Origin of the sequence: Bacillus sp. OK048 (assembly GCF_900103525.1) — a bacterium.
Classification (GTDB): Bacteria; Bacillota; Bacilli; order Bacillales; family Cytobacillaceae; genus Neobacillus.
Window position 1 is genome coordinate 1 of the sequence record NZ_FNHN01000023.1, and the last position, 21,728, is coordinate 21,728.

Annotated in this window: 15 protein-coding genes and 1 riboswitch; of the genes, 9 read left to right on the forward strand and 6 right to left on the reverse strand. The window is 35.7% G+C overall.

What is annotated here, in order from left to right; genetic code table 11:
* On the reverse strand, positions 1 to 936 hold a 936-nt coding region (locus BLR86_RS24455; RefSeq protein WP_090768164.1), incomplete at its 3' end, for an RNA-guided endonuclease TnpB family protein.
* A 235-nt stretch (positions 937 to 1,171) separates the two neighbouring features.
* Here BLR86_RS24455 and BLR86_RS24460 point away from each other — a divergent pair.
* The 3 genes from BLR86_RS24460 (at position 1,172) to BLR86_RS24470 (ending at position 4,163) form a co-directional block, all read left to right on the forward strand.
* Complete coding sequence (locus BLR86_RS24460) at positions 1,172 to 2,062, forward strand: LysR family transcriptional regulator (protein ID WP_090768102.1); 891 nt, start codon at positions 1,172 to 1,174, stop codon at positions 2,060 to 2,062.
* 276 nt (positions 2,063 to 2,338) lie between these two features.
* Positions 2,339 to 2,884 (forward strand): sigma-70 family RNA polymerase sigma factor, encoded by a 546-nt coding sequence (locus tag BLR86_RS24465; protein ID WP_090768168.1) that lies wholly within the window; start codon positions 2,339 to 2,341, stop codon positions 2,882 to 2,884.
* A complete protein-coding gene (locus BLR86_RS24470; RefSeq protein WP_090768105.1) occupies positions 2,877 to 4,163 on the forward strand; it encodes a DUF4179 domain-containing protein in 1,287 nt (428 codons plus the stop codon). Before BLR86_RS24465 ends, BLR86_RS24470 begins: the two co-directional genes overlap by 8 nt.
* 109 nt (positions 4,164 to 4,272) lie before the next feature.
* Here BLR86_RS24470 and BLR86_RS24475 read toward each other — a convergent pair whose 3' ends face one another.
* Both BLR86_RS24475 and metE read right to left on the reverse strand, forming a co-directional pair.
* Positions 4,273 to 4,611: a DsrE family protein gene (locus tag BLR86_RS24475; RefSeq protein WP_090768109.1), complete on the reverse strand. Its 339-nt coding sequence runs from the start codon at positions 4,609 to 4,611 to the stop codon at positions 4,273 to 4,275.
* A gap of 809 nt (positions 4,612 to 5,420) precedes the next feature.
* Positions 5,421 to 7,712 carry a 5-methyltetrahydropteroyltriglutamate--homocysteine S-methyltransferase gene (gene metE, locus BLR86_RS24480; protein ID WP_090768112.1) on the reverse strand — a complete coding sequence of 764 codons (2,292 nt, stop codon included), beginning with the start codon at positions 7,710 to 7,712 and terminating at the stop codon, positions 5,421 to 5,423.
* 172 nt (positions 7,713 to 7,884) lie between these two features.
* A riboswitch (cobalamin riboswitch) is annotated at positions 7,885 to 8,065 on the reverse strand.
* 251 nt (positions 8,066 to 8,316) lie between these two features.
* Between metE and BLR86_RS24485 the strand changes: the two genes are divergently transcribed.
* From BLR86_RS24485 to BLR86_RS24495, 3 genes are read left to right on the forward strand one after another with little or no spacing between them, the layout of a single operon-like run.
* Complete coding sequence (locus BLR86_RS24485; protein WP_090768115.1) at positions 8,317 to 10,599, forward strand: ribonucleoside-diphosphate reductase subunit alpha; 2,283 nt, start codon at positions 8,317 to 8,319, stop codon at positions 10,597 to 10,599.
* A gap of 38 nt (positions 10,600 to 10,637) precedes the next feature.
* Positions 10,638 to 11,678, forward strand: a complete 1,041-nt coding sequence (locus BLR86_RS24490) for a ribonucleotide-diphosphate reductase subunit beta (RefSeq protein WP_090768119.1) — start codon at positions 10,638 to 10,640, stop codon at positions 11,676 to 11,678.
* Positions 11,668 to 12,138, forward strand: a complete 471-nt coding sequence (locus BLR86_RS24495) for a flavodoxin domain-containing protein (RefSeq protein ID WP_368086830.1) — start codon at positions 11,668 to 11,670, stop codon at positions 12,136 to 12,138. Before BLR86_RS24490 ends, BLR86_RS24495 begins: the two co-directional genes overlap by 11 nt.
* Before the next feature lie 557 nt (positions 12,139 to 12,695).
* Here BLR86_RS24495 and BLR86_RS24500 read toward each other — a convergent pair.
* Positions 12,696 to 13,532, reverse strand: coding sequence for a hypothetical protein (locus BLR86_RS24500; RefSeq protein ID WP_254782444.1), 837 nt, complete (start codon positions 13,530 to 13,532; stop codon positions 12,696 to 12,698).
* A 401-nt stretch (positions 13,533 to 13,933) separates the two neighbouring features.
* On the opposite strand from BLR86_RS24500, the gene BLR86_RS24505 reads away from it, so the two are divergent.
* Positions 13,934 to 14,443: a GNAT family N-acetyltransferase gene (locus tag BLR86_RS24505; RefSeq protein ID WP_090768121.1), complete on the forward strand. Its 510-nt coding sequence runs from the start codon at positions 13,934 to 13,936 to the stop codon at positions 14,441 to 14,443.
* A gap of 277 nt (positions 14,444 to 14,720) precedes the next feature.
* On the opposite strand, the gene BLR86_RS24510 is transcribed toward BLR86_RS24505, so the two are convergent.
* Complete coding sequence (locus BLR86_RS24510) at positions 14,721 to 15,056, reverse strand: DUF6054 family protein (protein ID WP_090768124.1); 336 nt, start codon at positions 15,054 to 15,056, stop codon at positions 14,721 to 14,723.
* Between the two features lie 233 nt (positions 15,057 to 15,289).
* On the opposite strand from BLR86_RS24510, the gene BLR86_RS24515 reads away from it, so the two are divergent.
* Together BLR86_RS24515 and BLR86_RS24520 are read left to right on the forward strand one after the other, a co-directional pair.
* On the forward strand, positions 15,290 to 16,879 hold the full coding sequence (locus BLR86_RS24515) for a hypothetical protein (RefSeq protein ID WP_090768127.1): 1,590 nt from the start codon (positions 15,290 to 15,292) through the stop codon (positions 16,877 to 16,879).
* Between the two features lie 243 nt (positions 16,880 to 17,122).
* On the forward strand, positions 17,123 to 19,936 hold the full coding sequence (locus BLR86_RS24520; protein ID WP_090768130.1) for a DEAD/DEAH box helicase: 2,814 nt from the start codon (positions 17,123 to 17,125) through the stop codon (positions 19,934 to 19,936).
* 18 nt (positions 19,937 to 19,954) lie between these two features.
* On the opposite strand, the gene BLR86_RS24525 is transcribed toward BLR86_RS24520, so the two are convergent.
* On the reverse strand, positions 19,955 to 20,353 hold the full coding sequence (locus BLR86_RS24525) for a (deoxy)nucleoside triphosphate pyrophosphohydrolase (RefSeq protein WP_090768133.1): 399 nt from the start codon (positions 20,351 to 20,353) through the stop codon (positions 19,955 to 19,957).
* Between the last annotated feature and the right edge of the window lie 1,375 nt (positions 20,354 to 21,728).

The window sequence follows — 21,728 nt, forward strand, 5'->3', positions numbered from 1 at the left end:
GCTTTTAAATTGTGACCAAGATACGTCACTGATCGCTTTGGCAAGATGATGATTTTTCAACATGTTTGATACGGACAAATCTTCCATCCCAATTAGGTCGTGGTTTTTGACAATTTTGATGGAGATTTTGTCTAAATAGTCTTTTCTTGCGTTCGTTATTCTTTCATGGATGCAAGCGACTTTTCTTTTGGCTTTGTACCAGTTCGCACCGCCTATTGTTCGTCTGCTCATCACTTGTTGCGCTTTGGCTAATTTTTCTTCTAGTGTACGGAAAAATTTTGGATTGGAATAGATCGTTCCATCGGAAAGAATGGCTAAGTCTTTAATACCGACATCAATTCCAACTACTGCGTTGGTTTTAGGTAATTCTGCTACACTTATTTCTGTTCCTAGAGAAACAAAGTATTTACCAGAAGGATTGCGTCTAATGGTTGCATTCAGAATTCTTCCTTCTATTTCACGACTTTTCGCAAAACGGACAAGTCCTAACTTTGGTAATTTTACATGGTTGTTCATGACCGTTATATTCCCATTTGTCTGTTTAGTGGTGTAAGATTGGACTCGGTTCTTTTTTGATTTAAAACGTGGTTTGTTATTCTGCTTTTTATAATAGCGAGCAAAGGAATTCGCTAAGTTCTCAACTGATTTTTGCAAAGCGATGCTGTCAACTTCCTTTAGGAAAGAATAATGCTTCTTAAGTTCAGGCAATGATTTTACTGTTTCGAATTTATTTAGGAATTGGCCCTTCCAGTTATTTATCGGGAGTTGTCCGTGTTGAACCATTTCTTCGACAATATACCAATAGGCATCTTTTTCTTGTTGTTTACCTAGAAAAAAATTGAATACAAATCTTGAACATCCTATGGTTTTATTTATTAATTCAATCTGTTTATTATTTGGATAAATACGAAATTTATATGCTTTATTGATTAGCATGAATCTCACCTCACCGAATAGAAACATTTGTTCCTATTATACCATGGTGAAGTCTGTCTTGGCTAATGCCAACCGACATTCATCTCCCACCTACTCATTGGGCTTCGCCCTTCACATTCCTTGAGGTAGGAGTCTTCTGTCGGGAAATGATAAATTATATCTACTTGTAATATACATTAGTTTAATGATATAAGTAAAATTAATATCTCTAATGATGGATATAAGAGGTGATTATGTGATAAGTAAATTGGATTTATATAAAGTATTTTGTATGGTGGGGAAAAGTGGAAGTTTTTCTAAGACAGCAAAAGATCTTTATATGACACAACCAGCAGTTAGTCAAGCGATTATGCAATTAGAAAGAGATTTAGATACACGTCTTTTTAATCGAACACCTAAAGGGGTATCTTTAACAAATGAGGGTAGTCTTCTGTTTGAATATGTTAATTCGGCGATTAATTTAATTGATGCAGGGGAAGAAAAGATAGTAGAATTTAAAAATTTAACGGCAGGGGAACTAAAGATAGGTGTCGGTGATACGATTTCTAGATATTTCTTGCTTCCTTATTTAGAAGACTTTCATAATAAATATCCCAATATTAAATTTAAGATTGAAAATGGTACAACATTAGAAATCTGTGCTTTATTAAAATCAGGCGAGGTTGATATTACAATTTGTAACTTTCCGATTGATGATCCTACATTAGAGCAAAGACCATGTATTGATATTCATGATACTTTTGTTTGCGGGGAGAAATTTAAGAAAATAGTATCTAAACCATTAAGCCTTCATGAATTAGTAAAACTGCCACTCATCTTTCTTGAACCAAAATCAAATTCAAGACAGTATGTAGAAGATTTTATGTTATCTAAAGGTATATTGATGTCGCCGGAATTTGAATTAGGCTCACATGATTTATTATTGGAATTTGCTAAAATAAATTTAGGGATAGCATGTGTGACGAAAGAATTTTCACAAGAGTATTTAAATAAAGGATTATTGTATGAAGTACAACTAATAGAAGAAATTCCAAAGAGAAATATAGGCGTATGTTATTTAAAAAGTGTTCCACTGTCACCATCTTCAACAAAATTTGTAGAGATCATAGAAAAAAGGATGGCATGAAAAACAGCTTCTAACATTAACTTTGGGTTTTTATCTATTGCTAAAGAAACCTATGGATTTAACGGCATTCTTGGAATAGATTTACATTATTTTTTCAAAACTGGAATCTCCTGTAGCGTACTAGGAAATGGTCCTGTTGATTTAAATATGCCCATTTTAATAGAGGTGCTATTCAAAGGAATAGCGCCTCTTTTAGTTGCAAAAATAAATATTTATCTGGAAAAAAATGAACTTTTTATTCCTGTCATGACTCTTATAGGGGAGCGAGGTGAAAGCATGAATGTAGTTCGGTTAGTGAAAAAGGCGAAAAATGGAAGCAAAGAGGCGTTGCTCCAATTAATTATGGCGGAAAAAGATGATTACTATCGGCTTGCTCTCACCTATATGGAAAATCCGCATGATGCCATGGATGCGATGGAGGAAATGATTGTAAAGGTATATGAAAAAATTGATCAACTAAAGAAAGACGAAGCTTTTTACAGTTGGAGTAAAACTATATTGGTGAATTGTTGTAAATCCATGCTTCGTAAGCAAAAGAGGCTTGTGTTAATAGATGATTGGCATACTTCTAATGAGGGGCAACCTTGTCATGAGCCGAAGAGTGATCCTTATTTAAGTAGTGATCAACAAATGGATATGAAAGAGTTATTTCTTCATTTAAATGAAAAGCAAATAGAAGCGATTCAATTAAAATATTTTCATGATCTCGATTATCAAACAATAGCAGATATGACATCTGTTTCGATAGGAACGGTTAAATCGAGGATCTTTCAAGGATTGAAAAAGCTAAGAGATCATTATAGGGGTGATTTTGGTGGATAATCTTGAGAAACGGTTAGCTGAAGAGAAGAAGCTTTTAGACTCCATACAAGCACCAGATGAATTAGAAATGAGATTAAGGAGCGCTCTTCATCATGCTCCGAAAAAAACAAAACGCTATACATTTAGGTGGAAGGCTGCAGCAGTCGCTCTATTTTTTATCATCCTAATGGGATTTCAATACAATGCATTTGCCTTTTATGGTAAGAAACTACTTGGTTTTGATGAAGTGATGGATGGTTCTTTAAAGGAACTCAATGAAAAAGGAATGGGACAAATTGTAGAAAAAAAGACGAAGCTTGAAGATGGAACAGAGCTTATGATTAACGGAATCATTTCGGATTCTAATCAATTGGTTGTGTACTACACATTATCGAATCAAAAAGGGATAGACGATTCTTTGAATGAAACTTTTCGGATTTCAAGAATTTCTGGCATCTTAACAAACTCCAATGCAGAAGGTGGTGTCTCCATACTTAATGATGAACATACGGAGATTAAAGGAAAGATTTCTTTTGAACCCGTTAGTCCATTTTCAAAAAAGCTAAATTTATCCTTTTGGCAACCTCTTCAGAACGACCAGATGATCGAAGGTAGTATTGCAATTCCATATAATCCAAACAAAGCAATGGCTACGGAATTTAAGCAATCGCTAAAAAAGACATTTAAAGTCGATAAAGGCACCATAACATTTCATTCCATTACAGCCTCCCCTACAATGACTATTATCAAAGGAACGTTAAATGTAGAAAACTATAGTCGTGTTGATTCTCCGTTACATGGAATTGAATTAATTGCTAATGGAAAGCCGATTGATTTAATGGGTAGCGGCAGTACATCTTCACTAAGAGGAAGAACGTTTGATATTCGCTATGATACATTGCCTAAGCAACTTGACTCACTTGAACTGGTCATGAAGGAGTTTGTCGGTTATCAAAAGCTAGAAGAAAAGATTTCCCTTTCATCCATTAGCGAAGGGTCGATTACACTTCATGGGAAAGAACTATGGATTAAAAATGTTACAACAACTTCCCATAGAGTAGAAATAACGATTGTTACCGATGATGACGTAATGCTTGATGGTGTCTCCATACAAACACAAAAGGAAATAGTCCCGTTAAGTACAACCGTAAATCAAACCTATACAAAACAAGAAGATGGTAGGGGATTAAAGGAACGCACCTTGCAATTTGATTCAATGGCAAACCCAGAATATCTTCTAATAGAGGGCATGCATTATTTGAAGGTATACAATAAGAAAATGGAAATTCCAGTAGATTAGAACAAAAGCCAGTTGAAATACGGATGTATAGTGTAAAAAAAGAAAGACTGCCAGAAAAGTTCCTCTGCAGTCTTTTTGGTTTGTCGGCAAATGAAAATATCGTAGCCAATCAAGATAATGTAACCACTTCATATTTTGAGGCTAACTCAATAAATTGTGCCATTCCGCTGATTTTTCCAGCTGTAAGCTTATCATTCAGCTCATAATAGTCAACACATGTTTTACAAGCAAGGACGTCTATACCCTTTTCTTCAAGTTCTTTTAATTGGAGTGAAACAAGCGACCTTTCCGTTAATGTAAACACACCGCGGTTCATGCAAAAAACAGCCGCAGGCAGTTCTTCCCTTTGTTTAAGAATAGTAAAAAAGGTTTCTAATATTCCTTCACCTAGTTCTGCTTCACCTTTGCCAAGTTGGTCTGAAGCAAGTAAAATTATTTTGTTTTTCATTTTCTTCACCTCTTTGAGTTACTGCTTTTTATACTGATATTATTAATTATCTGGATTTATTTGCTTAATGGATTGTTCCACTAAATATAAAATCCAATAATTAAATATTGTCCAAACCACGCTCATAAGCCCCCACTTAGTATTATTCCACTTGTAAATATAAATAGTCCAGCTTTTTGAGGGATATGATAATAAGGGAAGGCATTGAAACTATCTATAACTAAACTAAACCCCCATTTGTTGAAAAAGCGAAATTCTTTCAATTTATTTCAGTTCTCAAATAATCTCAAATTTCAATAGTCAACAATTTTATCGATTTTCATATTTCACTAAGTACGGCTGAATCATACTAATAAGCAGTACATAATATATAAATATTCCTAAAATAACGAATGGAATAGATAATTTGTTGTCTAGCAATTGGAACGGTTAATACTATAAGCCTTGAGGACAAATCTCCTCCATGAGCATTAGGGTTTTGTCCTCAATAAGCGGTCTTGAGGACAAATCTCCTTCATGAGCATTAGGGTTTTGTCCTCAATAAGCTGTCTTGAAGACAAATCTCCTTCATGAGCATTAGGGTTTTGTCCTCAATAAGCAGCCTTGAGGACAAATCTCCTTCATGAGCATTAGGGTTTTGTCCTCAATAAGCGGTCTTGAGGACAAATCTCCTTCATGAGCATAAGGGTTTTGTCCTCAAGAAGCGTGAAAAGGCAACTACCCCTGTGGGCGTTGCCTTTTCACGCTTCTTGTTTGGAACGGATCAGACTATGACAAAGTTGAAGCTATAGTAAATGATAGTTTTGGATTTAAACCAATTGCTCTAGCTGTTGGCGAAGTTTCCGTGCAGCTGCCACCATGTTTTTTAGAGATGCAATGGTTTCATCTTCATGACGTGTTTTTAAACCACAGTCCGGATTCACCCAGAATTGTTCTTTAGGAATAATTTCTAAGCAGTCGTTTACTATTTTTTCAATCTCTTCAACACTTGGTACACGTGGGCTATGAATATCATAAACACCCAATCCAATACCTAATCCATATGGATGATGTTTTAATGAGTGAATCAATTCCCCATGACTTCTAGACGTTTCAATCGAAATAACATCTGCGTCAAGAGCACTGATTGGATCAATAAAGTCATTAAACTCGCAATAGCACATGTGTGTATGAATTTGTGTTTCATTCTTCACACTCGAAGTGGCTAGTTTGAATGCATGAACGGCCCATGCTAAATAATCATTCCAGTTTTCTTTCCGTAGCGGCAACCCTTCCCGTAATGCTGGTTCATCCACTTGAATAATCGCAATCCCTGCAACTTCTAGTGCCTGAATCTCCTCCCTAAGTGCTAAGGCAATTTGGTTGGCTACTTGTTCACGAGAAAGATCATCACGGACAAATGACCAATTTAAGATGGTAACAGGACCTGTCAACATCCCTTTCACATATTTTGACGTTAATTGCTGTGCTTCTTCTACTTCCTTGACTGTCATTGGCGCTGTCCACTCGACGTCACCATAAATAATTGGCGGTTTTACACAGCGTGAACCGTATGATACAACCCATGCTTTTTCTGTGAAGGCAAAACCTTTCAGTTTTTCGCCAAAGTACTCGACCATATCCGTTCGCTCAAATTCACCATGGACAAATACATCAAGGCCAATCTCTTCTTGAATTTGAATCCAGCGGGCTGTTTCATTTTTTACAAATTCAGCATAGGAAGTGTCCGTAATTTCTTTTTTGCGCCATGCTGAACGTGTTCGTTTTACTTGATCGGATTGAGGGAAGCTGCCAATCGTGGTCGTTGGATAATCCGGTAATTGCAATGCCTCTTGCTGCAAGGATTGACGCTCTTTATATGCCATTTGGCGATTGAAATCCTCTGGCTTCACGAGTGATACAAGCTCTTTCACACGTGAATTATTCCTCGCCTGATGTTGTGCTAATGCTTGAATCGCCCGCATACTTTGTGACACACTATTATTTCCTGTCCATGTGTTGATAGAAACATAGGATGTTATATGGGTTAACTCGATAATTTTCTCATCGGCAAAAGACAAAGCATTTAATAACGTGGCCTCTAGCTTCGTTTCAGATTTCGTGGTTACAGGTACGTGAGCTAAACTACACGACGACTGAATCCAGGCTTCTTTTACCCCGCTTAAAGATAATATTGCTTTTGTATTCATAGCTTTTTCTGCCAAATTAGCCCGCCAAATATCACGTCCATTAACGATACCAATCCCTAATACTTTATCTTTTGGGAAACCGAATTTACGAAGTGAAGACATATTCTCGTCTGTACCATGGATAAAATCAAGACCAATCCCTGCAACAGGTAATTGTGATAACTCCTCATATGCAGACAATCCGTCAAAATAGGTTTGTAACATGATTTGAGCTCCAGGTACTTCTTCCGCAATTTGTTTGTATAGTTGTTGTACTAGTTTTACATCTTCTTTGGCAAGAGACAGGACTAATGCTGGTTCTTCCACTTGAATCCACTGTGCCCCTGCATCGACAAGCTGCTGGAATACTTTTACATAAAGCGGTAAGAGTTTTAAAATAAACGATGCTTTCGAGATGGCATCATATCCTTTAGATAATTGAACAAAAGTTAACGGACCAATAATGGTAGGCTTAGTAATAATACCTAATTCTTCTTTCGCTTCTGTAAAGTAATCTAAAATGTAGTTTTGAGTTAATTGTAGTGTTTGGCCTTCATACTCAGGTACGATGTAGTGATAGTTTGTGTTAAACCATTTTGTCATCTCACAGGCCACAACATCATTTGCCCCTCGTGCCATAGTGTAATACGTTTTTAAGTCTACTTTTTCCCCTGACCATTTATAACGAGCTGGAACTAGACCAAACATTGCCGAAAGGTCAAGCATGCGGTCATAAAAAGTAAAATCACCTACAGTTAGTAAGTCTAAGCCTAATGATTGCTGGCGCTTAAGTTGATTCAAGCGATTCGTTTTCATCTCTAAAATAAATTGATCCTCTGATTTTGCACCCTTCCAAAAGGCTTCTACACAACGTTTCCACTCCCGATTATCACCAATGTATGGATAACCAATTGCTGTACTAACTAAATTCAATTATGACTCCTCCTTTTACATTTACATATTTCCAAATACAAAAAGCCACTTCCATGTCAGGAAATGGCTTAACAGTCAAGTTAATAGAATAATAGAGAATACAAAAGTATTCCTAATTCATAACTCGTCTGTCGTACAAATGATTGTCACCACCTATTTCCACGTAGGTATTTGGTGTGTACTAGAGATTGGCAGGTCTCCTGGCTTATCATCAACGCTCCTCACACCTTCCCGTCAATGACAGTGGTATTTTGTGATTTGCTCCGATTTACAGTTGCGGGACAGCGACGGAATTGCACCGTCTTCCCTATTAAGCCAAGCCGTAGCTTGGCACCAACTCTTACACGATATGTAATTTCCAACAACTATAGCATATTAATAATCCGGAGTACACAATTTTCTGAAAAAAAGATTAATGCTCTGAGAAGGGGGTTGTCAAAATGAATATTGTATATTATATTTTGGAATATACCATATTTAGTGTTTGATTCTACTGAGGAACACTAAATATAGATAATAACCAATAATGATGGTTTTTTTAAAAAAATTTTTCCACTCTCGAAGATTTGTAAGTTAATTTATTCCATATAGAGGAGAATGAATGATGGGTATTAAACACCACACAGAAATGGATTCCGTTTTTGCAGCAATCAAAGCCGCTTCGAAAAAATATAACTTGGATACAAAAGAATTATCCGAAAAGATAGCTAGCATAGAAGAGTCATCAGCATATGAACAATCCCTTTTGTATGCATTAAATCAAATTTCAATGGCTGACCCTGACTGGACCTTTCTGGCGGCAAATCTATATTTACATAAACTTTATCAGAATGCTTCAACTAGCAGACGGTATGAGCCTGAAAAAAAATACGGAGATTTTCACACTCTTATTACGGAATTGACTAGCATTGGAATCTATTCTCAGGATTTATTACAAAGTTACACAAAAGAAGAGATTGATATAGTAGGAGCGGAAATTGATTCTGAACTAGACCAATTGTTTAATTATATAGGGCTATTTTTATTAGCCGATCGTTATTTGGCTAAAGACTATGAAGGGAATCTTTACGAGCTGCCTCAAGAACGGTTTCTCATCATTGCGATGACATTAATGAGAAATGAACCAAAGGCTACCAGATTGTGCTATGTCAAAGAAGCATACTGGGCACTAAGCAACTTGTATATGACGGTTGCAACTCCGACTTTGTCAAATGCCGGAAAAAGCTTCGGACAGCTCTCTTCGTGTTTTATTGATACCGTTGAAGATTCTTTGGATGGTATATATTTGAATAATTGGGATATTGCCAGATTGAGTAAAGACGGTGGCGGGATTGGTATTTATCTAGGAAAAGTACGTGCCTTAGGTTCAGATATTAAGAAATTCAAAGGCAATTCATCTGGAGTTGTACCTTGGATTCGTCTTATTAATGATACGGCTGTGAGTGTAGACCAATTAGGCCAAAGACAAGGGGCTGTAGCCGTTTATTTGGATATATTTCATAAGGATATTATGGATGGCTACCTAGACTTAAAAACCAATAACGGAGACGAAAGACGGAAGGCTCATGATATTTTTACGGGAGTTTCAATACCTGACATGTTTATGAAAAAATTACAAGAAGTAGATGAAAACGGTAGAAGTGTTGGAGAGTGGCATACCTTTTGTCCTCATCAAGTAAAACAAATCATGGGCTGGAAGGATGAACATGGATTACCTCTTGGTCTGGAAGATTTTTATGATGAAGAAGATGAAAAGTTTTTTTCTAAAAAGTATGAAGAAGCGGTCAAACATCCTCTTCTCCCTCGTAAAACCTATCGGGCAATGGATATGATGGCAAGGATTATGATTGCTCAATTGGAAACAGGGACACCTTATATGTTTTATCGAGATGAAGTAAATCGCCAAAATCCTAACAAACACATCAGAGGAAAAGGACACACGTCCATTTATGGCAGTAATTTGTGTACAGAAATTACTCAAAATATGTCCGCGACGACGATTGTGAAAGAATATAAGGATGAAGATGGAAACATTGTCATTGTGCGTAAACCAGGTGAATTTGTTGTCTGTAATTTATCATCGATTAATCTGCCAAAAGCGGTAAGAGGAAATGTTCTAGAACGATTGATCCCGATTCAACTGAGAATGCTGGACAATGTGATTGATTTGAATACCATTTCCGTTGGACAAGCTGAAGTAACAAATAAGAATTATCGGCCAGTAGGATTAGGTACTTTTGGCTGGCACCACCTGCTTGCTTTAGAGGGGATTTTCTGGGAATCGGACCAAGCCGTGTCATTTGCAGATAGACTATATGAAGATATAGCTTATCTTACGATTAAATCATCGATGGAATTAGCTAAGGAAAAAGGCACCTATCTGAAGTTCGAAGGTTCAGAGTGGCAAACCGGCAGGTATTTTGAGCGCAGGGGATATAAAACAAACCGATGGAATCATTTAATAGAGGATGTTGCAAAGTATGGGGTCAGAAATGGCTGGATGATGGCGATTGCTCCGAACTCATCCACGGCAAAGATTGGCGGGTCGACAGATGGAATTGATCCTTTGTATGCGGTTGAATACGCAGAGGAGAAGAAAAACTTTAAATTCAAAGTAACCGCACCTGATTTGAATCATGTCACGTACAACTATTACCACCGGGCTAGACATGAGTTGGATCAAGTGTGGAGTATCAAACAGAATGCAGCAAGACAAAGGCATATCGACCAGGCTATTAGTTTTAATCTCTATGTCAGACACGACATTAAAGCGAAAGACCTGCTTCAGCTGCATATGGAAGCATGGAAAAATGGTTTGAAGACAACCTACTATGTCCGCAGTACTTCTCAAGCCGAAATGGCAGATTGCGCAGCGTGCCATAGCTAATGGCTGAAGGCAGCATTTATTTTAAGGAGGGTTTTATCATGGTACAAACAGTAAAAAAGCCAAAACTACTTGCTCCTGAGCATCCTAATAAATCAACCGGAATTATAAACGGGCAGTTTTCAGGAATCTTAAATTGGAACGATATTGCCTATCCGCAAATGTACGATTTGTATCAAACGCTTCTATCAAACTTTTGGAAAGCACAAGAAATCAATATGCAGGATGATATTAAACAATGGGATTCATTAAGTCCTAGAGAAAAAGATGTTTTCCTTCGCATTAATACACAACTGGCTTCACTCGATAGCCTGCAGACACCGACAATGAGTCAAGTCATGGATTATGTGACTGATTCCAGCTTTAAAGCGATTTTTGCGGTGATATCACAGCAGGAAGCGGTTCATAATGAATCCTATTCCTATATATTGAGTTCGCTTGTTCCTTTAAGTGAACAAAATATGCGCTTTAATCAGGCAAAGAATGACCCGATTGTTCGAAAAAGAAATCAGCTTATTTTAGATGCTTATGAGAAGTTTCGATATGACCCCACGCCTCAGCATTTATTTGAGCTTGGAGTTAATTCAATTATCCTAGAAGGAATCTATTTTTATGCAGGTTTTGCCTTTTTCTATAATTTAGCCCGTCAACAAAAAATGCTGAAAACAAGTACGATGATCAGCTATATCCAACGGGATGAAATGCAGCATGCTTACTTTATTGCCCAGTTTATTCGTATTTTGTTAACAGAGAATCCAGAACTTCATACAGATGATAATATTAACTATGTGTATCAAACGATTCACGAGGCTGTCACACTGGAAAAAGAATGGGCTCATTATATTTTGAATGATAGTAAAGGGATTGATTTAGTTGAGTTTGGAGGGTATGTCGAATATTTGGCAAACAAGCGATTAAGACAGCTTGGCTTTAATAATCTTTATGAGGAAAGAACCAATCCAATGCCTTGGATTCAGGTATTTGGTGATGAAATGATGAATGAGACAAAGTCTGACTTCTTTGAGCAAAAATCTAGAACCTATTCGAAAGTCTCAAGTTCAAATGGATTTGATGAATTATAAAATGAAAGTCGCCATTATTTATAGTTCCGTAACTGGAAACACGAAAGAACTAGCAGAGGAACTCTATCAAATCTTGCTAGAGGAAGTAACCGACGTATCCATTTTTAGAATAGAAAAGTTTCCATTGTCTCATTTAGGCAAATTTGATGCAGTTATGATTGGAACTTACACTTGGGGAAATGGCGAAATCCCAAAGGAAATGTGGGACCTCTACCAAGCATTTGAATTACTAAATAAAAAAGACATTACGACTGCAGTTTTTGGAACAGGAGATAGCTTTTATCCAAAGTTTTGTGGAGCAGTTGATCAATTCCGCGATATGCTTTACGTTCACACGAGCTTAGCTGCGACCTTAAAGGTTGAACTTCTCCCACAAAAACAGGATTTACAGCGTTGTCGAAAGCTTGTTGAAACGCTACTAAGGCGTGCAGATTATCGGTGCCTGGTGTCACTCCCCTAGTTTTGTCGAAGATTGATAGTTCTTAATATTAGCAGATAATATGTTTAGAGGTAAGGTTCAATGTTGCTTCTGAAAATACTGCATTGCATCTTACCTCTAATGTCATGGGACAATTAACATGTATAATCCTCATCAAGCAAATCAGCTAGACTATTGCTCTTGTTTTCATTAATTATTGCAAAGTTTCTTTTTGTTAAGCTGTGTTATAACGGAATGTTGATTTCATTCTGTTCGAGAAATAAGCGGAGAAATTCCGTTTATATTGGGAAATACCCATATTTCCCTTAAAATAAGCGGAGCTTTTCCGGTTATACGATCTAAATCGATGGATTTTGTCTTTTTTAGAGCAGTTAAGCGGAAAACTTCCGCTTATATCTGCTTCTAAAGCCTCCACTATATACAATAACCGGAAATTCTCCGCTTAAAAATTTTTCTACACGAAAATCAACAATGAATAATAACAGAGCCTTGTTAAATTAGGAAAGTCAGTTGGATTAACCTCCCGGCCATGTGCAGACTTTAGATTATTCGTCTTTATGCATTTTCCTCTATTAAGCTTAATTAACGTGCAGCCAGTCATAGTACATGACTTCGCCTGTTTCGAGTACATAACGGAACGGCTTAGACTCATATTCAGGTAATTGATCGAGATATAGGTCTTTTAATTTGTTGGTTAAAATTCCGTAAAAGAAGGCAATTGGTTTTGCTACCTGCTTGGTAGATTTCAGTTTACGGATAAGCTGCTTAAAGGACTGAATCGCGATAGCTAGAACTTCTTCTGTATTTTGGTCAAATTCAAATCGAAATGCAGCAATTTGAACCATATGCCAGTATTCTTCAATTGTTTTCGCATCAGAGAAGAAGTATTTTACGAGCTGGACAAATGCTTGTGGAACTTTATCACTAACAAAAGTGTGGTCGAGTTCAATCGGCGCTTCGTTACGTTTATTATTCTCTTGATTATTAGTTTTTAAAAGATTATTAGTTTCTTTAGGGTGGTCCAATTTTTTCGCTTTGGGTGGTTCACTTTGTGGAAAACGATTAAAGCTATATAGGTTACTAGACTGTGAACCATTTTTTCGTTCGGTTTCATGGATGGTGAGGATACCTAATTCTTTGGCTTTAAGGGTCATCCGTTTAAACGTAGAGCGGGAGATTCCGTTACCTTGATACTCTTCATTAATGGCTTTTAGCACAGTCCCAATCTTTGCATTCGAAACACCAGGTACTTTTGCAGAAAAACGAACCAGCCGTTTCAAACCGACAAGCTCCCCCTTCGAGAACTCCTGCTTCTTCACTGCTAACCACATTTCCATATGTGTATTAAACTCTTTCACACACTTAAACTGAGAATAACCCTCAAACCCTTCAATTCTGCCCGATTTCAAATTCATAAAAATGCACCACCCTTTCTACCCTCTATATAGGAATCTCGAGGGCAAAAGGACAGGATGGTTTGCAGAAAGTTGTTACAGAATTGTGAAATTCGGGACCGTGTGTACGGTTCTTCCGGCTTTTTTGGAAGGAGTTAACCATAATTAGGCCATGAGAACCGTTCTCGAGGTTCCTTTTGCAATCCTTTTTTGCAGTACAGCAACTTTATATAAAATTAAACTTGATACATAGAAAATCTATGTATATAATACTTTTAAATACATAGAATTAAGAGGTATGTAATTAAGAATATTTGTCTTCATTACTTATCTTTAAAGCTGCGTATGTAAAAGTTGATTTTTCAATTTTCATTAAAAAACAGAATAGATAACGATAATAGAAGTTGGATGGTGAGACCCAAATGTTTATGACAGAGCGATGCGAGTTACTGGCTATTTCTGCAAAGGACTATGAATCCGTATTGATGTTGTATGTGGACGAAGATGTACGCAAGTACCTTGACGGAACAGTTGATGAAATATCGTTTGCTATAAGATTTCAAATGATGTTGGAATCCAATCATTATTGGACAGTTAGACTGAAAGCGACAAATGAATTTATTGGTTTAGTGTGCTTAGACACAGGACATGACAGAATCAACACTGAGATTGGCTATCAGTTTCTGCCTGCTTTCTGGGGAAAGGGATATGCGAAAGAAGTCATCGAGAAGGTAATCGAATATGGCTTTCATTCACTGAATCTAACAACAATCGTTGCCGAAACGCCAACACTAAATGAACGGGCATGTAGGTTGTTAAAAAGAGTGGGGATGAAATGTGAAAAAACACTTAAGCGGTTTGGGAGCGATCAATCCATGTTTAGTATCCAGAAGGGTGCTTGGCACCGGGTGAACAATATGATAAATAGGTAAAAAAGGTTTATTTACGATTAAATCGGAGTGAACCGTACCATAAGTAAATGAAGTTATTAAAATATTGTATTTGAAGTTATGTAACTAAGGTTTCATGGCTTTTTTAGTGGTATTTTGTTAGCGGATATCACTAGCGAACAGTGCCTGGCACTGTTCGTGAATTTCAGCAATAAAATCGCAAACAAACAGTCACGATTTTGTATAAAAATCATGACTGTTTCAACATAATAATTCCACCGTATTGTGAGGAACCTGAGATTAGGAATAAAATTAAGTATTATTCGATTTGTTCTATACTTCTTTGCACGATTGCCACAATATCATCTTCAGCACCAAGACTAAAGTTTAAAAAAACACCTTGTCCCCCGCCAGCACCAATTGCTGAAATAAAAATATTACTGTTATAACCTACTACGGTAAGGCTCAAACTTGCTCTGTTTCCATTTCTCATAAAATATTTATCATAAACCCGAACAGCTATTTTAGTATCTCCAATCGTGTAGTTGCTTTCATCAACTAATTTCATACTTATTCCACTATTGCCAATATCGTTTTGTAAATGATTAACCACTTCCTCAAATTCTCCAATAATTGACTTTTCATACTTTGCCATGATTAACGTATCCTCCCCAATAATAATTATTCCGCTATATTCGTCTTTTACTATTTGATTGTATCTTTAGGGTATGGTTCAAATTATACCCTTCCCCACACGACTTTTCTTTCAATTATACTTCCCATTTGTTCGATAAGGATAGCATGAATAGGGAAATAATACCCACTTCAATTTACTTATATTATAATAAAAGTAAAATATAGGTATTTTCCTAAAGGGATGTGTGGAGTTTGGATGAGGCGTTATTACATGGGGATCTAGTGAACATTGAAGCAATGAGAATGGAGCTTGAAGGGCAAAAATTAAATAGAAGTGAGATTAAAAGAAAGCTTAATGATCAATTACGAGCTTTCTCGAAGAAAAAAGCATTCACCTGCCATTGCTGTGATGAACCGGTTAATATGAATCTAACAATTGAGGAAGGAAGACCCTTTTACTTTAAGCACCTAGATGGAAAAAAATGTACCTACTCAGAAAATAGCAAAACATATGAAAATCAGGTTTCTACTCATCAAGATAATAAAAAGAAAGATATCGGATTGACGGTATTTAGAGAGATACTAGAAGGTCAGCTTAAGCCCTTTGGTGCCAAGATAGAACGAGGCTATTTTTACAAAAAGAAGCTTTCCTTTATTCCTGATTTTACTGTGAGCTTTCCTTTTTCAAAAGAAATTTGGGCGATTGATTATTATACTTCAATCTCACAAGGCAGCTATGCTCATAATCTTTTAAAACGAATGAATACATATAAAGCGGAAGGTTTTAGAGTGTTTTCTTTTATTGATGACATTTGGCTAGCGTTAAATCCAGAAACAGATAAAGGGACTCTGTTCATTGCTGAAATGCAAGCGGACAATAAGAGTAAGGAAGACCGGCAATGGGATCAGTATTTATCTCAAGAGATTCCTGATTCAGCATTACAATTTTTAAAAGGAAAGATTAAGGTTACAATTGACACCAGAAGTATCTCCTACGTAAATATTGAAAATCGAAAGTGTAAAATTATCCGTTTTTTAGAAGGAGAAAAAAATAATCTAAATCTAACTTTTTACAAAATTTCAGAACCTACAATTCCATTGGAACGAGCTCTAACTTTGAATACTCAGCTGGATGATTTTCTTCTCTACCGTGAAAATGAAGAGGACCTGCGTCTGGCTTTTATGCAATCATTACTGGACAAGATTAAGCAGGCAGAAAATGAGGAAAAAGCTCAAAAAGAGGCATTGGAAAAATTGCAGGTTGAAGAAGAAGAAGAAAAGAAGGCAGCTTCAAAAAGATGGCGTATGGATACAGAAGAACGCAGTATGCTCGAGAATGAAAGAATGCGAATATCTGATGTACTGGTTGAGCAGGAAATGCTGCAAATAGCAAAAGCTGCAAACAAGCGACCTATAAGTATGTCCCCAGAAGAATGGGAATGGTACAAAAAAACAGGAAGGACGTACGCAAAAAGACCCAATTGGTCTATTCAGACTCTTCCAGTAGCATCGTACGAGAAAACAGAAGAGAAAATAGCAAAAGAGCAACGGGAAAAGTTTAAGGAGAAACTCCTATCACAACCCATCAAAGGAGATCACTTTATCGATGGACCACCTAGAAACTGGCGAAAGTTTATTTTAAAATGGATCAAAAAACACCAGCAAGAGGATAATCTTATAGTATCAATGAAAAAGCTATTAAATGATATGAGAGATTTTGGGATAACCTTTAATCAAAAAGATTCAAATGTTCAGTATCCGGTAAAAGATTTTTTGAATTTCTACCAAACAGGGTTGAAAAAGGAGTTAAAAAAGAAAGTAAATATTACCTTTTCGAATTAAAATCGAAGAGTTTTTACACTTAGAAATCTAGTTCATTGGTACTTATGATACGGTGAACCGTATCAAAAGCTCAAGTTAAAGATATAAACTGATTATTAGACAGGTAAGTAGTAATTATCAAAAAGATCTATTCATAATGAATAGAGGATCTTTTTATTTCCTCCCATATATTGTACAATTTTTATATATCCAAATAATTACATTAACTAGATTGATAATAATTGTATAGTCAGGGGAAAATCGATGGATACGGTCGAAAAGAAGTTAATTGTGAATTCCGAAAAAGGGAATTTATTAAGAGAATTAGTAAGATCCATGAACGAGTGCGAGCGGTTTTATTTTAGTGTGGCTTTTATTAACTTTAGCGGCCTGCAGCTTTTACTGGACCCTTTGAAGGAAGCCGAGGAAAAGGGTGTTAAAGGGAAAATCATTACTTCAACTTATCTTAATTTTACTGATGCCAAGGCATTGGAAAAAATTAGAGAGTTTAAAAATGTGGATTTAAAGGTTTTTGTTACAGATAAGGAGATTGGTTTCCACACGAAGGCATACATATTTGAATACAAAGATAGCTATAAGGTGATTATTGGTTCTTCTAATATTACTCAAAGTGCTTTGAAGAGTAATATTGAATGGAATGTTGAAATCGTCACTAAAGAGAATGGCCGATTTATACAGGATGTTTTAAAAGAATATGATTATCTATGGAATATGAGTGAGGTTGCAGACCAAGATTTTATTAGTAGATATGAAGATTTCCTTAAGAGTTTTAAGGATACAAAACAATCACGGAACTTGATATACGAAAATAAAAAATATATTGTCCCAAATAGAATGCAAAGACGGGCTACAGAAAATTTAGAGAGATTGAGAAATTTTGGTGAGAAAAAGGCGCTTGTCATTGCGGCAACTGGTACGGGCAAAACCTATATGTCAGCATTTGATGTGAAAAACTTTAGACCAAAGAAACTTCTTTTTATTGTTCATAGAGAAGAGATCTTAAAAAAGGCAAAAGAAACCTTTGAACTGCTATTACCAAATGAAGGATTATCCTTTGGCCTGCTTACAGGTAACCATAAACAAAAGAATGTTGATTATGTGTTTGCCACCATTCAAACCATATCTAAATGTTTTCATGAATTTAAAAGGGATGAATTTGATTATTTGGTCATTGATGAAGCCCATCATGCAACTAGCCCGACATATCAAGCTGTATTGGACTACTTTGAGCCTAAATTCACCTTAGGGATGACGGCAACACCAGAGCGCAGTGACGGTTATAATGTTTTTGACCTTTTTGATAATAATGTAGCAATAGAAGTTCGCTTGCATGAGGCACTTGAGGACGAGCTAGTTATTCCTTTTCACTACTTTGGTATAACAGATATTGAAGGTATAGATCTGAGTGATGTGAACATTGACGATATTGCTGAAATCACAAAAAGGTTAAAGGTAAACGAACGTGTTGATTTTATTATTGAGAAAATGGACTTTTATGGTCATGACGGTGAAAAAAGGAAGGGTCTTGGTTTCTGCGCTAGTATCGAGCATGCGCAGTATATGGCTAGTGAATTTAATAAAAAAGGATATCAGAGTGTTTGTTTACACGGTGGAGATTCACCAGAAACACGTGAACGATTTATTAATCAATTAGAAAATGACCATGATGAATTAGAATTCATTTTTACGGTTGATATCTTCAATGAAGGTGTGGATATTCCATCTATTAATACCGTATTAATGTTAAGACCAACCAACTCTCCCATTGTATTTATTCAGCAGCTGGGTAGAGGGTTACGAAAACATGCAGATAAAACTTTCTTAACAGTGCTCGATTTTATCGGGAACCATAACAAAACATTCCTAATTGCACTAGCATTAAACGGAAGTCGTTATTATGATAAAGAAAGTTTGAAGGTAGCAGTTGCAACAGGATTTGCAAATATTCCTGGGTGTACCCATATTCAAATGGATAAAATAACTCAGGAAAGAATATTGACTCAGATTGATAGTGAAAACTTCAATTCAATGAAGTACCTTAAGGAAGAGTACTTTGAATTTAAGAAACTCAATCAAGGTCGGATACCATTCTTGCTATTGGATTATCTGAAATATGACGGAGCACCTGATCCTATTAAATTTATTGATCGGGAAAAATCATACCTACAATTTGTGGCCAAAGTGGAGAAGGATGATTTTTTAAAGGGACTTTTACAGAATGAGGCGTTTGAAGGGACTTTAAAAGAACTGTCAAGCAAGCTTCCACTTAAGCGGATTTATGAGTTTGTAATCATTCGATACTTATTAGAACACGATGAAATAAATCTAGAAATTGCAAAGAACCAAATTTTAAAAATGATAACTGAAATTGATGATAATAGTGTTCTACATGCCTTTGAGTGCCTGAATCAAAACTACTATGATAGTGTCCAAATAAAGAATAAGCCTAAATTAGTTCAATATAGCAATGGCAAACTTAGTAAGACTACACTTTTTAAAGAGCTATTGGAAAATGAAGATTACAGGAAGTTTATCGAAGATATTATTACCTATGGGATTTTCCGATATGAAAAGGTATTTAAAGCTGATTACTACGGAGTTCCACATTTTAAACTTTATGAGCAATATCAAATGGTGGATGCAGCTTTACTTTCTAACTATCGTAAAATCCACAGTTCCTTTAGAGGATCAGGTTTATTAGTAAATGGGAATGAGTATTTTCTATTTATTGATTTACATAAAGAAGAGGATGTTAAAGAAAGTATTAATTACAAAGATAAATTTATTAGTCCTCATAAATTCCAATGGCAATCAGTGAATAGTACAACCCAACAGTCTGAAAGAGGGAAAAATATTATTTTTAATAAACAACGCTGTGTCAATCTTCACTTGTTTATTCGTAAATACAAAGAGATTGATGGTAAGACGGAGCCCTATATTTATATCGGTAAAGGGGATTCGGTCGAATTTGAAGGGGATAAGCCGATTACGGTATGGATGGAATTAGAAAATGAAGTACCGTCTAACCTATATACAGAGTTTACAGAAAAAGTTTAGTCTTCTCATTTGAGAAGACTATTTTTCTTGAATTAACTGCTCAACAGCGGGAATATCCGCAGGAGCCCACTTGAGTGAATTAAGATTTTCTCTTTTTAACCAGATTAACTTTGAATGTTCACTCGGAGTTGGCGTATTTTCGACAACTTTGCATTTAATCGAAATTAAATTAATGATAAATGTTTCATATTCATGTGTGTTGTCGTTAAAGATTTCTTTTGTAGTTTCAATCTTACATTCTAATTCTTCATCTATTTCTCTTTCAAGTGCTGAGTATATATCTTCATTTGCTTCCACTTTCCCACCAGGAAACTCCCACATATTAGGAATCGACATTTCTGGCGATCTTAGCGCACATAATATTTGGTTATTTTCATTTTCAATAACAGCTGCAACAACTTTTACGACTTTCTTCAAATTAATCCTCCTAGATATTTTGCTTAATCATTATAATACCATTTATCACAATGAGATACTTGAAGAAGGTTATTTGTACTAATTATTACATGTAAGTATTTGGACAAAGATTCCTAGGATAAAGATTGAAACTACTTTGCTATAATAGAGATAATATTTGGAAAATTTTCATTAAAGGGAGAGTGAAATATGAGGGCGGAAATTTTATGGAACACTGCCTATATTTTTGCATTTATTGCCGAGGCAAACAAGGTTACCGTTTAGGCAAAAATACAAACTACTAAAACGGGGGGAACAAAATGGCTGGGGATAATTCTGCTGCGAGAATTGTTAATAGGGATATCCTTATCAATGAACTAGATTTAAGGCAGGTTTCGAATACGACTATCTATCTATCTATCTCAAAGGAAAGTATTTTGTGTTATCACCTTCGGTTCAGAACTCCTATAATTGGTTTGATCTGCGAATAGTAAATATAAAACAGTTTGATCGAAAGAACCAAAAAGGTTATCTACTTATCAGGTTTTTTGATAAATTTTTGCTTGCGGATTTAAGACTGTTTTTGCGTTCAATGGTTTCGAAAGAGAACTATGTAAAAACGAAAGTAAGTGGAGTTCATTGGAAGTTTATATTAATTGATAATGAATGCACTGTACCTAGGGAACTTATGGACAAAATAATGAAAAGAATTGAAAAAAGGCTTCCATTCGATTGTCGAGGTATAAAAATAACACATCAATTAATAAAAGTTACATTAGAATGCCTAAATGGAGTTCGATCAAAGACCCTACCTCAAAACTGAAATGTACCATACTTGACATAGTTTTTACCACTGAATGATAAAAAGTATACCAATGAATGGCAGACTGTTTACCACTACATAACTTCTGGAAGATTTAAGATAAAAAATCATATTTTTTGGAAGCAAAAATTTTATACTTGTTAAACAAATTTGATTGATTTTCAATAAGTTCAGTCTTCCACAAACGGGCCATTATATGTAGTATGATTTTTGACCGTATTGATCGTAAATAACGAAACAAAAACAGCATCTTTCTAACTTTGTTTACTTATTATATTTAGTAAGTAATTATAGTTTTCGACGTAAACAAGGATAGGACTTTACTTGGGGAGGTTGGGTATTGATTATAGCCATTGAAATGTACCACCTTTGACATAGCATTTACTACCAAATGACGAAAAGTGTACCAAAGAATGACAGACTGTTTACCACTGCCAATCCTTCTGGTGATAAAAGATATAAACCGTATTTTTTAGAATCAAAAGTGATATAAAAATTTGATTGATTTTCAATAAGGTCAGTCTTATGCTATGCAAACCCATTAGATTAACTCTTGTATTACGTAGTAGACCA